Annotated in this window: 12 protein-coding genes; 8 read left to right on the forward strand and 4 right to left on the reverse strand. The window is 56.4% G+C overall.

Annotation, left to right across the window (positions count from 1 at the left end):
* Nucleotides 1–16: 16 nt before the first annotated feature.
* A complete protein-coding gene (locus ACO05M_RS10320; RefSeq protein WP_421862128.1) occupies nucleotides 17–1,921 on the reverse strand; it encodes a DUF1302 domain-containing protein in 1,905 nt (634 codons plus the stop codon).
* A 591-nt stretch (nucleotides 1,922–2,512) separates the two neighbouring features.
* On the opposite strand from ACO05M_RS10320, the gene ACO05M_RS10325 reads away from it, so the two are divergent.
* From ACO05M_RS10325 to ACO05M_RS10335, 3 genes are all read left to right on the forward strand, one after another.
* Complete coding sequence (locus tag ACO05M_RS10325; RefSeq protein WP_421862130.1) at nucleotides 2,513–3,616, forward strand: WD40/YVTN/BNR-like repeat-containing protein; 1,104 nt, start codon at nucleotides 2,513–2,515, stop codon at nucleotides 3,614–3,616.
* Between the two features lie 14 nt (nucleotides 3,617–3,630).
* Nucleotides 3,631–6,006: an efflux RND transporter permease subunit gene (locus tag ACO05M_RS10330; protein ID WP_421862132.1), complete on the forward strand. Its 2,376-nt coding sequence runs from the start codon at nucleotides 3,631–3,633 to the stop codon at nucleotides 6,004–6,006.
* A 74-nt stretch (nucleotides 6,007–6,080) separates the two neighbouring features.
* A complete protein-coding gene (locus ACO05M_RS10335) occupies nucleotides 6,081–7,862 on the forward strand; it encodes an acyl-CoA dehydrogenase (RefSeq protein WP_421862134.1) in 1,782 nt (593 codons plus the stop codon).
* A 101-nt stretch (nucleotides 7,863–7,963) separates the two neighbouring features.
* Here the strand turns inward: ACO05M_RS10335 and ACO05M_RS10340 are convergent, their stop codons facing one another.
* Complete coding sequence (locus ACO05M_RS10340; RefSeq protein WP_421862136.1) at nucleotides 7,964–9,007, reverse strand: DUF3549 family protein; 1,044 nt, start codon at nucleotides 9,005–9,007, stop codon at nucleotides 7,964–7,966.
* Nucleotides 9,008–9,085: 78 nt separating this feature from the next.
* Here ACO05M_RS10340 and ACO05M_RS10345 point away from each other — a divergent pair, with 78 nt between their 5' ends.
* The 5 genes from ACO05M_RS10345 to ACO05M_RS10365 all read left to right on the forward strand — a co-directional run bounded on the left by ACO05M_RS10345 (nucleotide 9,086) and on the right by ACO05M_RS10365 (nucleotide 11,793).
* Nucleotides 9,086–9,421, forward strand: coding sequence for a GIY-YIG nuclease family protein (locus ACO05M_RS10345; protein WP_421862138.1), 336 nt, complete (start codon nucleotides 9,086–9,088; stop codon nucleotides 9,419–9,421).
* Nucleotides 9,422–9,510: 89 nt separating this feature from the next.
* Entirely contained in the window at nucleotides 9,511–10,212 is a 702-nt protein-coding gene (locus ACO05M_RS10350) for a DUF1538 family protein (protein ID WP_421870722.1), read from the forward strand.
* Nucleotides 10,212–11,018, forward strand: a complete 807-nt coding sequence (locus ACO05M_RS10355; RefSeq protein WP_421862140.1) for a DUF1538 domain-containing protein — start codon at nucleotides 10,212–10,214, stop codon at nucleotides 11,016–11,018. Before ACO05M_RS10350 ends, ACO05M_RS10355 begins: the two co-directional genes overlap by 1 nt.
* A gap of 20 nt (nucleotides 11,019–11,038) precedes the next feature.
* Complete coding sequence (locus tag ACO05M_RS10360; protein WP_421862143.1) at nucleotides 11,039–11,389, forward strand: P-II family nitrogen regulator; 351 nt, start codon at nucleotides 11,039–11,041, stop codon at nucleotides 11,387–11,389.
* Nucleotides 11,386–11,793 carry a CBS domain-containing protein gene (locus ACO05M_RS10365; protein ID WP_421862144.1) on the forward strand — a complete coding sequence of 136 codons (408 nt, stop codon included), beginning with the start codon at nucleotides 11,386–11,388 and terminating at the stop codon, nucleotides 11,791–11,793. The genes ACO05M_RS10360 and ACO05M_RS10365 overlap by 4 nt, the downstream gene beginning before the upstream one ends.
* Before the next feature lie 51 nt (nucleotides 11,794–11,844).
* Here the strand turns inward: ACO05M_RS10365 and ACO05M_RS10370 are convergent, their stop codons facing one another.
* Nucleotides 11,845–12,174 carry a YqcC family protein gene (locus ACO05M_RS10370; RefSeq protein ID WP_421862147.1) on the reverse strand — a complete coding sequence of 110 codons (330 nt, stop codon included), beginning with the start codon at nucleotides 12,172–12,174 and terminating at the stop codon, nucleotides 11,845–11,847.
* A gap of 29 nt (nucleotides 12,175–12,203) precedes the next feature.
* A complete protein-coding gene (locus ACO05M_RS10375) occupies nucleotides 12,204–13,556 on the reverse strand; it encodes a class II 3-deoxy-7-phosphoheptulonate synthase (protein WP_421862150.1) in 1,353 nt (450 codons plus the stop codon).
* Between the last annotated feature and the right edge of the window lies 1 nt (nucleotide 13,557).

The raw sequence follows: 13,557 nt of genomic DNA on the forward strand, positions 1-13,557 counted from the left end.
TCAAGCTCATGACCATTTAGAACGACATACCGATAGACATCGACAGATGATCGCGGTCATGGAGCGGGTCCCACTCACTGGTTAGGTAGTTGGTGTAGGAGATGCTGGCGTTGTACTGGCCCAGATAATCAGCATCTAAGGCCAACGAAACCGACTGACGGCCTTCGATAAAGTTGCCGTTGGGTGCAACACCGTCAACGTCATGGCGCCAGGTTACCGACGGAGTCAGGTTTACGCCGGAGAAAACGTCGTTGTAGGTCAGTGCAGTCTTAAGGCGATAGCCCCATGCCAGCTTGGTAACAAAACCACCCTCGCTACAGGCGACGGTTTGGTCGGAGATACCTGCTGTTGTACAGTTGCCGAAGACAATGCCACGACCGTAGCGACGGGTATTAATATCGTCGTAACTTTCTGCAATACCGTGGGTATAGGTGGCACCAACCTCGCCAATCAGGCTTAAGCGGCTGGCACCCATCACCTGATCCCAGAACTGGATAAAGGAGGTTTGGAGCTGATAAACATCGTACTCATCTGCCAGGACCAGCGTATTACCAGTATCTCGAATTGCGTCCAGATCGTCATAGAATCCAGGGCTCACCTGACCTGCAGAGGTCAGGCTGTTCTCTGATAGGATGGCGGCTTGTAGAGCTTCGGCAGTATTCCAAGCGACGGGGAAATCTGGCTGATAAGAGATCTCGCCTGACCAAGAAACACCTCCCAGGGTGGTGTTGAAGCTCAGACCGTAAACTTTCAGGTTTTCCGGATAAGCCAGGTGATAGGTGGGGTTGTCGGGTTCAGAAGTAACCGCAAAGTAGGGTCGGCGGCTATGATAGTTCAAAAAATAGGCACCAAACTCGGTTTCGATATCTTCGACATAGTAGCGTCCCGCTAAACCGAATTGACCCGAGTTCTTGGCTTCTTTATCTTCGCCGCGAGCAATAGCAACAGGCGCCCCCAGAATAGAGAGGCCACCGTCCCAGGGTGTTATCGTGCCGTCTGGACCAAAGACCAGATGGTCAGGAGCTGTGTTTACACCGGTACAGCCGGGAGCCGCTACATCACTAGTGGAAAAGAAGGTTCCACAACCATCAATGGTATAGGGTTCCCACTGTAGCTGATAGAACGCCTCGGCGGTCAGGTTGTCGGTCAAGCCGATGGAGCCGTAGGCCAGATTGACCGGCATCAGCACATCTTTCAGTACCGCGCCGGGACGGCGGAAAGCGGGAACGTCGATCGGGTTGATCTGGTTGATACCGCCACCGATAAAGGTAGATTCACCCCAGCTGACAACCTGTCGTCCAAGACGCAGATCCACCGGCATCTCACCGGCTTCAAATTCGCCGAAAATAAAGGCGTCCTGAAGGTCTATACCTGAGAAACGGGCTTCATCGTCAAACTTGCTGTCGTTTAACGCAATTCGTCCGCCTTGAGGTGCATAACCGGTGGTAGTGCTACCGTGACGAACGCTGTTGTTTTCCAGCTCAAAGTCGTACCAGTATTTGACCCGGACAAAAGCGCCAACATTGTCTTTACGCAATGACAGACCATGGGTGCCTTTAAAGACGTTGGAGACGATGTCGCCTTTATTGAAGTTGAGGTTGCCGTCGTCGATGGTTTTCGATTTGGCAGTACCGGCAACCCCACGATAGGCACCGTTTTGCGGATCGACCAATCGGGCTGCCTGGCCTTCGGTACGCACGGTTACACCAAGTGACAACTCAGAATCCAGCTGAGCTTCGATATCACCAATGTTGAATTCATAGACTGCGTGAGCGGAAGGAGCGGAGAGAGTACCTGCGAGTATCATTGCCGAGCACAGCGGGGCCAGCTTGAATCCTCGCTTAGGTTGAAGCACAGGCTGGTTCGAGACCTTCGTCGTCATGTTGCCACCTTGATTTGTTGTATTTGTTCTATTTTTCATTCGCGAACTTGATCCAGAGTGCCGATCACTGAAGGGGGAGATCGGCCGGGCTGTGGTTGTCCGCAGTCGACATCCTAAGTCAGCCCTTTGGTGGGGCGGCAATCTTTAGGCGCCAAATTCGTATCATCTGACGCGTTGGGATTAACCTGTCCCTTTAACTCTATCGTCGCCAAGTTCTGTTCTTGTGCCAAAATAATGTTTAAAAATAACAGATTAAGATAGTTATTGCTGGTTTGGTAGCAGGCTTTTTACAGTAGGCATTTCCACGCAAAGATGTGCTGGTCTCAGCCCACTGAGGCAGCAAGCTCTATCTTTCTAGTCGGTTTAACTTTTTGATATAAAAGTAAAATAAATCTATGTCAGTCTGTTCAAAACGTGGTGATAAGCAATTGGCGCCCACGGATACAGGTTGTCGGTCGTTTCTACTTTAGAATCGGTGCAGTGTTGAATAGGGCGGGATGGAGTTGCAGCTCCCAGTCTCTTCTGGCACCACTGATAACAATAATTCGAGCACTCCCTATGTTTTTATCTCTTCTGCCGCCTTTTCGGCTGTCACTGAAGAATGCCGCATCGACCCGTTCAGGACGGTGCGTGCTGATTTCGACACTGGTTTCTTTTCTTCTGTTGGTAGTGGGTCCGGCCCAAGCCGGTTTTGATGATCGGATGAATCGGCCGACCGAGGCCATATCAACTCCGGAACGCAGCCTACTGGTGGGGCTGATCGAAGGCGATAGCCGTTTGTTGGCGGTCGGCGAGCGGGGACGGGTGCTGTTGTCCGATGATCAGGGTGTGAGCTGGCGTCAGGCGGTTGTGCCGGTATCGGTGATGTTGACCGGTATCGCCCAGGCTGACGAATCCACCTTTTGGGCGGTGGGGCACGACGGCATTGTTATCCGCAGTGATGACCGAGGGGAAAACTGGCGCAAGGTGCTTGAAGGCGGCGAGATAATCGAACAGGTCGCGGATTACTACCGGGCGCTGGTAGCTGACGCTGAGGCAGATCCCGAGTATCCGGAGTATGAGCTGGAAGAACTGATGTTCCGGGCTGAAGAAGCGGCATTAGCGGTTGAAGACCGGGCCTTGCCGACACTGCTTAATGTCACCTTTGTCGATTCGCAGCATGGTTATCTACTCGGCGCTTACGGATTACTTCTTGAAACCCGTGATGGTGGGGCCTCATGGCAAGCAATCAATGAAGCGTTGGGCAATATCGATGGCTTTCACCTGAATGCGATGACCGTTGCAGATGGTGCTCTCTATATCGCCGGTGAAGCCGGTTCCCTGTTTCGCAGCACCGATCGGGGGCAGAGCTGGGAGGCGCTTTACTCTCCCTATGACGGCTCCTTCTTCGGTATCAAATCCCTCGCTGATCGGCGCCTGGTCGCCTACGGCCTGCGCGGCAATGCGTTTGAAAGCAACGACGGCGGCGATAGTTGGCAACCGATAGCGTTACCGATCAAGCGAACCCTGACCGGTATGACCCGACTGGAAGATGGTACTCAGATTCTGGTGGGCAGCTTCGGTGCTTTGTTGGTGAAACCTGCCGGGAGTGACCGGTTTGTTCCACAGTCTCTGCCGATACCGGCACCGAGTATGGCGGTGCTGCCGGTGGCAGATAATCAGGTCGTGGTGGTCGGTTTGGCCGGCGTGCAACGTGTCGCTGTAAACCCTGTTGCTGCAAAAGCTGCTAAATAATAAGGAATCCGGCCATGTCGAAGTACACCAAAGAGCTTGATCACCACCTGATGCATCCGCTGAAAGATTCCGAAGCCATCGTCGAACGAACTCTGTTCGGCAACCGACCATTGATTCTGGCCCTATGCCTGCTGATGACCTGTGTGTTTGGTTATTACGCCACCAACCTCACCATGGGCGCCAGCTTCGAGAAGATGATTCCCACCTCGCACCCCTATATCGCCAACTTTCTGGAAAATAAGGAGGAGATGGCAGGGCTGGGTAACACCGTCAGGATCGCCGTGGAGACCACCGGCGATGATATTTACACGGCTGAATTTCAGGAAACCCTGAAGCAGATCAACGACGAAGTGTTCTTTATCCCAGGGGTTGATCGTTCCGGGTTGAAGTCGATCTGGACACCGAATGTTCGCTGGACCGAGGTCACCGAGGAAGGCTTTGTCGGCGGGCCGGTGATTCCGTCCGAATATGATGGGTCAGAGGCCGAGCTGGACAAGCTGCGCGCCAACGTGGCCAAGTCCGGCAGTATCGGCTCGTTAGTCGCCAATAACCACAGATCGGCAATCATTCTGGCGCCGCTCTACGATATCAGCCCCGAAACCGGCGAGCCGCTCGATTATGATCAATTCTCGCAGCGGCTTGAGGAGTTGGTGCGGGACAAATACGAGTCCGACAGGGTCAAGATTCATATCACCGGTTTTGCCAAAGTGGTGGGGGACCTGATCGAAGGAGCCGGGCAGGTCGCCACCTTCTTTGCAATGGCCATCGCGATTACCTTGGTATTGTTGCTGATCTATTCCCGAAGCCTGATTGGCGCCCTGGTACCGCTGGCCTGTTCGCTGATTGCTGTGGTTTGGCAGTTGGGGTTGCTGCGGTTGCTGGGGTTTGAGCTTGATCCCTATTCGATGCTGGTCCCCTTTCTGGTGTTTGCGATTGCGATCTCTCACGGGGTTCAGATCGTCAACTCGACCGCCTCCGAGATCGGTCATGGCTTCGATAAGCTGCAGGCGGCCCGCAACGCCTTCCGGATGCTCTATATCCCCGGCTTTATCGCACTGCTGTCCGACGGTATCGGCTTCATCACCCTGATGGTGATCGACATCACCGTGATTCAGGACCTGGCGATCGCTGCCAGTTTAGGTATCGCCGCCATCATCCTGACCAATCTGGTGATTTTGCCGGTGGTGCTGTCCTACACCGGTGTCCGTGCGGCCGGGGATCAGTTTAACGTGTTGGAACGACTCTGGAATTTGCTGCAGGCCGCGTCGCGACCGGTGCCGGCGATGATGATCACGTTGGGGGCTGCCCTGATGGTGATCTGGGGAGTCGAGTACAGCCGCGATCTGAAGATCGGTGATTTGGATGCCGGTGCGCCGGAGTTGCGACCGGATTCGCGTTACAACCAGGACAACGCCTTTGTAACGTCGAACTTCGCCACCAGCGCCGATCTGTTTGTGGTGATGGTTAAGACCGCCGATGACGCCTGCGTCAGCTACGACACCCTGACGATGGTTGAGCACTTCCAGTCGATGATCAATCGGGTCCCGGGGGTGCAGTCGTCGTTCTCGATGGTCAATGTGGCCAAGCGGGGCCTGGTCGGTATGAACGAGGGCAACCTGAAGTGGGCCGAGCTGTCTCGCAATAACTTCGTGATGAACTCGGCCACCGCCGGGAAGCATGTGCCGCCGGGGATGGTCAACAGCGACTGCAACTTCCTGCCGATCGTGATCTACCTGAATGACCACAAGGCTGAAACCCTGACCCGGGTTGCTGACGCGGCGGCTGATTTTGCCACGCAACACAACGACGGCTCGGTGCGGTTCGAACTGGCGGCCGGTAATGCCGGTATCGAGGCGGCCACCAATATCGTGATCGAGACCGCTCAATACGAGATGCTGGCCTGGGTCTACGGGGTGGTCGGGGTGCTGGTGTTTTTGACCTTCCGCTCGGTTAAAACCGTGGTCTGTATCATCATGCCGTTGGCGATGACCTCCGTGCTCTGTCAGGCGTTGATGACCTACATGGGGATCGGCGTCAAAGTGGCCACTTTGCCGGTAATCGCGCTGGGAGTGGGTATCGGGGTCGATTACGGCATCTACATCTACTCCAAACTGCAGTTCTACATGGAGCAGGGGGAATCTTTGACCGATGCCTACCTGCATACTCTGCGCAGTACCGGTAAAGCGGTTGCCTTCACCGGCCTTACACTGGCGATTGGTGTGGGGACCTGGGCCTGGTCACCGATCAAGTTCCAGGCCGACCTGGGTGTGCTGCTGACCTTCATGTTCCTGTGGAACATGCTCGGTGCGTTGATTCTTCTACCCGCTCTGGCGCGTTTGATTTTGCGCCCCAAAGAGCAACCCAAGCCTGTCTTGGAAGCCCGTTCCTAAACCCTAAAAAACAACCTCCGCGAACCGTGGTTCAGCAGTCGTGGTCGACGTGGATATAGAGTTGAGAAACCAGTATGAGTGAGTATCGCCATCCCTATCGAGATATGCAGTTTGTCATCAACGAGCTGCTGGACCTGGATCAGTTCTGCCAACGTAATGCTGTCGAAGAGGTCAATTCCGAGTTGGCCAACGCCATTCTCGAAGAGGCCGGAAAGCTTGGTGAGACGGTGCTGGCGCCGCTGAACCGTAACGGTGATGAGCAGGGCGCGACCCTCACCGAGCAAGGCGTGCAGCAGACCGAAGGGTTCGCCGAAGCCTATCAGCAGTATGTGGAGAGTGGCTGGGGCTCGCTCACCGCCAGAGCCGAATTCGGTGGTCAGCAGCTGCCCAATCTGCTTGGAACTGCGGTCAATGAAGTCTGGCAGTCGGCCAATATGGCATTCGGGCTCTGTCCGATGCTGGGGCAGGGAGCGATTGAGTCTTTGACCCATCACGGCACCGATGAGCTGCAACTGCAGTTCTTACCCAAACTGGTCAGCGGTGAGTGGACCGGTACCATGAACCTGACCGAACCGGGAGCCGGGTCTGATCTGGCGGCGATCAAAACCCGTGCTGTCCGTGAAGGCGATCACTACCGGATCACCGGCCAAAAGATCTTTATTACCTGGGGTGATCACCAGATGACCGATAATATCGTCCATCTGGTGTTGGCGCGGCTGCCGGATGCACCGGCCGGGGTTAAGGGGATTTCGTTGTTTGTGGTGCCCAAGTTCCTGCTCGACAGCGATGGTAACCCCGCGGAACGCAATGATCTGAAAGCGGTATCGCTGGAGCATAAGCTCGGCATTCACGGCAGCCCCACCTGTGTCATGAGCTTCGGGGACGAAGGTGGTGCCGTCGGTTACCTGGTCGGACAGGAAAACAAAGGTCTGGCCTACATGTTCACGATGATGAACCATGCCCGTCAGGCGGTGGGTTTGCAGGGAGTGGCGATCTCGGAGCGCGCTTATCAGCATGCGGTCGATTATGCCAAAGAGCGTTTGCAGGGGACTCAGGCTGATGGCACCCAGGTGCCGATCATCCGGCATCCGGATGTGCGTCGAATGCTGATGCAGATGCGGGCCTCGACCGAGGCGATGCGGGCGGTGGCCTATCTGGCGGCGATGGAAATTGATCGGGCCAATCACTGTAGTGATGCCGAGCAGCGCCAGCAGCATCAAGGACGGGTCGAGCTGCTGACTCCGATCGTCAAGGGTTGGTTGACCGAGATGGCGCAGGAAGTGACCAGTCTGGGTGTTCAGGTCCATGGCGGCATGGGCTTTATCGAAGAAACCGGGGCCGCCCAGTATTTCCGTGACGCTCGGATTCTGCCGATCTACGAAGGGACAACCGGTATCCAGGCGATGGATCTGGTCGGTCGTAAGAATCTGTTCAACGGCGGTAAACTGATCGATTCACTGTTGGGTGAGATGGAGCAGACACTGGCCGAGCTGGACGCCAGCAATGAAAACACCGAGGTGATTACCGCTGCGCTGCGCAATGCACTTCGCGACGGGAATGAGGCTCAGGAGTGGTTATTGGATGCGGCATCCCGAGATGAAGACGCCGCCGGCAGCGTGGCGGTCAGCTTTATGATGCTGTTCGGTTATCTCAGCGGCGGCTGGATGATGGCGCGCAGTGCGTTGCAGGCTCAGGCCATGCTGGATACCGGCAGCGGTGATCCTGAGTTCCTAAAGGCCAAACTGGTAACGGCACGCTTCTACTGCGAGCAGTTGCTACCGCGAACGGCAGGACTGCTCTGCGCGATCCGTTCCGGCAGCAGCGCTACCATGGCGCTGGCCGACGATCAGTTCTGATCGGCTCAAACCCATTCTGAGCCCACCGGCGGCTTCGGCCGCCTTTGCTGATCAAACCATAGTCACCTTAGGCGGTTCCCATCCACGCCTGAGGCTATGCTCTAGCGAACTTGGCCGAAGAAACCGCCGATGGCTTGCGCTAACTCATCGCTACGCTCGGGGTTGCGCAGTCCGGCCATGACCGCTGGGCGCATCCCCGGAATAAACACCAGGTCGGCAAGGACGCGGTTGAAACAGGCTTGTCCGGCCGGATTACGGGCTAGGGCCTCCAGAAATGCCTGGCAGAGTTCAGGTTGCTGAAGGTCGGCCCAGCAGCGACTGGCGATGGCGGCCAACACCTCCACATCTTTTCCGTAGTCGGTATCCAAAACTGCGTGGATCGCCCGTTGGCGTTGGTCGTCGTCGAAGCTTTGTGACAGCGCGCGCAGCAGGGCGCCGATACTGGTTGCCTCGCAACTGGCCGTCTCGAGCTCGCGATGGAGTCGCCGTGACAGCGCCCGGCTCAGGGCGTGGGGTGGTTGTTGGTGCTCCAGTTGTGCGCAGAAAGCTTCCAGCGGAGGTAGCGGCAATTTATCCAGATTGCGCTCTAGGAGCTCGGCGTTATTTTGCTGATCCAGCCGGTCACAGACATCGGCGATACCCTGTAATCCCAGCTGCTGCCAGTCGTTCAAGTCCTTCAGCCCGGCCAGGTAATCACGGGTGGGCTGGTAGAACACCGAGTGGGGTTGGTTGAGAATCTGTGCGGCTTTGGCGTGGAAGGCGGCCATCTTCTCTTGATCCGGGGTGAAGGCGAACGGGTTGTCCTTGAGGGGATCTTCGCCCTCGTTCTGCTCCAGCAACTGGTCGCCGACACAGCGGGCCAGGCGGTGCAGAAAATCGTCCCGGGCCGCCTGGACCAATAGACCCTGTTCATCCAATGGCAGTTTCAAGAACCAGATAATCTGTTGTTGTTTCTGTTTGGGACTCCACAGCAGCACACCGATCCAGGCCTGCTGCAAAAATGGCAGCGGGTAGGGCGTTTGTGCCTGCTCGAAACGACGAAACTCTTCGGTACGGAGCTTGGATACGCGCCGGCCCATGTCGAAGAGACGAAAGCTGACATTGGCGTTGGATAAAAAATCGGTAAGGGTTTGAATCGGCTGCATGGGTGGGTGTTTTCAAGGCTTGCGGTTGGTTATGCTGAGCGGCAATTCTATCACCGCGAGCCTAGGAGGTAACGACGATTGTCAGCGTCGACGGCAGCAATTACTGAACCTTCCACCAAAGAACGATCTTCAGCTCAATCGCAAGACTGGTTTCTCTATATGATCGAGACTGAGGGAGGTCGGCTCTATACCGGCATCACGACTGATCCGTCGCGCCGCTTCGAGCAACATCGCAGCGGTAAGGGTGGGGCCAAGTTTTTTCGTACCGATCCGCCCAAGCGAATCTGTTTTCAGCAACCGTTCCCGGACCGCAGCACCGCTTCCAAGCAGGAATATCGCCTCAAACGCTTGAGCCGCAAAGAAAAGTTAGCGCTTATTGAGCATTCCATGATAAACATTGAGGTGGGTCTATAAAAGGCTGTTCCAGCTTTTTTATAATCGAGTGATTGCAAACGAAGGGGATATCAGTTTTGCAAAAATCGCTCTATGCGTTACTGCAATCGATGGTGGGTAGTCTGCGCGATCTGGCGCCGATTATTCTGGTCATCGGTTTCTTTCAGTTAGTGGTTCTTCAACAACCGTTGCCGGATCTGGTCGGGGTTCTGACCGGGGTGGTGTTTGTTGTTCTTGGGCTGACGTTTTTTATTTTCGGTCTTGAGATGGGCTTGTTTCCGATCGGCGAGTCGATGGCCCATGCCTTTGCCCGCAAAGGCAGTGTCAGTTGGTTGATCACCTTCGCCTTTGCGTTAGGGTTTGGTACCACCGTGGCCGAACCCGCCTTGATTGCGGTGGCGGCCGAAGCGGCCCAGGTAGCCGCCAACGGCGGCATGATCGAGAACAACCCTGATGCCCGCTCGGTCTATGCCAGCGGACTGCGTTTCACCGTGGCGCTGTCGGTCGGGTTGGCGATCGTGCTCGGGGTGGTGCGGATTCTTAAGGGCTGGTCGATCCAGTACATGATCATGGGAGGCTACGTGCTGGTCGTGATTATGACCGCGCTGGCGCCCAAGGAGATTATCGGTATCGCCTATGACTCCGGTGGCGTCACCACCTCGACCATTACGGTACCGCTGGTAACCGCTTTGGGGGTGGGGTTGGCCTCGTCGATTGAGGGGCGGAATCCGATGATTGATGGTTTCGGCCTGATCGCCTTCGCGTCGCTGACGCCGATGATCTTTGTCATGGCTTACGGGATGATCGTCTGATGGAATTGCTAACCAACCTGTTATCGATCCTGTTTTCGACGATCAAGGACGTGATTCCGATCGCCGCGATCATTTTTGGCTTTCAGATCTTCGTCATTCGTCGCCGTATTCCCAACCTGAAACGGGTGTTGTTCGGCTTTGCCTACGTGATCGTCGGGCTGGCATTCTTTCTGCTCGGATTGGAGAAGGCGCTGTTCCCGTTAGGTCGGTTAATGGCCGAGCAGCTGACCAATCCGGAGTTTATCCGTCAGGGCATTGTCGGTGCCGCTGAAGTATTGCGCTGGCAGGATTATTACTGGGTCTATCTGTTCGCTTTTGCGATCGGGGCCAGCACCACCATTGCCGAGCCTTCGCTGATCGCGGTAGCGATCAAGGCCAATGAGGTTTCCGGTGGCACCATCGGTATCTGGGGGCTGCGGATTGCGGTGGCGCTGGGGGTGGCAATCGGTATTGCACTGGGCACCTACCGGATCGTGACCGGGGTGCCGATCCACTATTTCATCATCACCGGTTATGTGTTCGTGGTGATCCAGACCTTCTTTGCACCCAAGATGATCGTACCTCTGGCCTATGACTCCGGAGGCGTGACCACATCGACCGTGACGGTGCCGCTGGTGGCGGCATTGGGGCTTGGTCTGGCGGAAACGGTGCCCGGACGCAGTGCCTTGCTGGATGGTTTCGGCCTGATCGCCTTTGCCAGCCTGTTCCCGATGATCACGGTGATGGGCTATGCACAGATAACCGAATTCAGAGAAAAACGCTCCCGTGCCCGGCGACAGGCCGAGTTCGATCAAGAGCAATCTTAAGGGAATCGAGGGATTAACCTATGCATTTCAAACTGATCCTCGCCTTTGTTGAGGATACGGAAACCCGCGCGGTGATGGATGCCGCCCGAGAAGCGGGGGCAACCGGGGCAACGGTGATCAACAACGCCCGCGGGGAGGGGCTCAACAAGAGCAAGACCTTCTTCGGTTTGTCGTTGGAGTCACAGCGTGATGTGGTCATCTTTTTGGTTGAAGAGCACCTGAGCCGGCATATCCTGGAGCGTATCTCCGAGGTGGGCTGCTTCGATACTAAACCGGGGACGGGTATCGCGGTACAACTGGATGTTGAAGATGCCGTCGGCGTTGCTCACCAGGTGAAAGAACTATCTGAGAAAATTGAGGATTCGCTATGAGCGAGAAAAAGATCGTTCGGGCCGAAGATGTCATGAAGTCTGACTTTGTTGAGGTGGACGGCTTGATGACGGTGGCTCAGGCACTGGATATTGCGCGCGAGAGCCGTGCTCGGGTGTTGATCGTCAAGAAGCGTCATGAGGACGATGAGTTCGGCATGGTGCTGCTGTCCGATATCGCCAAGAAAGTGATCGCCTGTGACCGCTCGGCGGAGCGGGTCAATGTCTATGAGATCATGGCCAAGCCGGCCATCGGCGTGAATGGACGAATGGATGTGCGATATTGTGCACGACTGTTTGAAAACGTCGGGATTTCGTTGGCACCGGTGGTCGATGGTGACCAGATCCGCGGCATCGTCAGCTATAACGATATCGTGTTGGATGGGCTCTTCGCTGAGCAGGAGTGAAATCCGATAAAACCTTGGCGGGCAGGGTGCAGTACCCGGTCCGCTGAGGTGTTAAATCGATGTCGGTCCCAGCGCCTTGTCAAAGGCGTCAATCGCCTGCAGCAGGGCATTCGTATCCTGCAACAACTCCTTGAAACTCTCCTCAGCGATCGGAAGAATCTGGCAATTGCCGGGCAGAGGTAATTCGCCGTCGAGCAGGGCGTTCATCCGCGGTATCAGAATCCATTGCAGCCATTCGCTAAGGCTGAGGGTGTCGACACAGAACGGCTCAACACTTTGCAGCGCTTGCGGGCTGGGGGGAGCGCTGGACCACAGGTCCAGCTCACGCAGCGCCTGCTCGATTCGATTCAACGCGGTTTTGACCTCGGTAGGGTCGGCCATTTGGTATTCCTGACCTGTGCCGCCCGCGCCTACTGGCGACGGGCGTGCTTCAGGGTGTCGGCGATCAGGAATGCCAGTTCCAGCGCTTGGTCGGCATTCAGGCGCGGATCACAGTAGGTGTTGTAACGATCGGCCAGGTTGGCTTCGGTGATCTGGTAGGCGCCGCCGATACATTCGGTGACGTTTTGCCCGGTCATTTCGAAATGGACGCCACCTGCGGTGGTGCCTTCGGCCTGATGGACCTGGAAGAAGCCCTTCATCTCCGACAGTACCTGATCGACCGCACGTGTCTTGTAGCCGTTGCTGGTCTTGATGGTGTTGCCGTGCATCGGGTCACAGCTCCAGAGGACTTTCAGACCCGCTTCCTTGACGGCGCGGACCAGCGGACTGAGCTTGTCACCGACCTGTTCGGCACCCATGCGTGAGATCAGGTTCAGACGGCCCGGCTCGTTGTTGGGGTTAAGCACTTCGATCAACTGCAGCAGCTCGTCAGCGGCCATGCTGGGGCCGACCTTGACGCCGATCGGGTTCTGAATGCCGCGCATGAACTCGACGTGGGCGCCGTCAAGCTGACGGGTGCGATCGCCGATCCAGAGCATATGGGCGGAACAGTCGTACCACTGGTCGGTCAGGCTGTCACGACGGGTCAGTGCCTGTTCGAAATTGAGCAGCAACGCCTCGTGGGAGGTGTATAGCGAGGTTTCGTGGATCTGCGGCGTGTTGTTGCCGCTGATACCACAGGCTTTCATGAACGCCAGGGCCTGATCAATCTGATCGGCCAGGTCACGGTATTTCTCCCCCAGCGGGCTCTTATCGACAAAGCCGAGGTTCCAGGCGTGTACCTGGCCGAGATCGGCGAAACCGCCCTGTGCGAAAGCGCGCAGCAGGTTTTGGGTCGCCGCGGCCTGGTTGTAGGCTTGCAGCAAACGTTGCGGATCCGGTACCCGGGCATCGGCATTGAAACTGATATCGTTGACGATATCGCCGCGGTAGCTGGGCAGTTCCTGGCCATCGACCACTTCGGTATCGGCCGAACGCGGCTTGGCGAACTGTCCGGCCATTCGGCCGACCTTGACGATTGGGCAGCTGCCGGCGAAGGTCAGTACCACCGCCATCTGCAGCAGTACCTTAAAGGTGTCGCGAATATTGTCGGCATGGAACTCGGCAAAGCTTTCAGCACAGTCACCACCTTGGAGCAAAAACGCGCGGCCTTCGGTGGCTTCGGCCAGTTGGCCGCGCAGTGCCCGAACCTCACCGGCAAAGACCAGCGGCGGCAGTTGAGACAGTTGCTGTTCGACCTTGTTGAGCAGGGGGGCGTCGGTGTAGTTGGGTTGTTGCAGAATCGGCTTGCCGCGCCAGCTATCGGGTGTCCAAAGTTCCATG

This window comes from Motiliproteus sp. (assembly GCF_965230735.1).
GTDB lineage: Bacteria > Pseudomonadota > Gammaproteobacteria > Pseudomonadales > Balneatricaceae > Motiliproteus.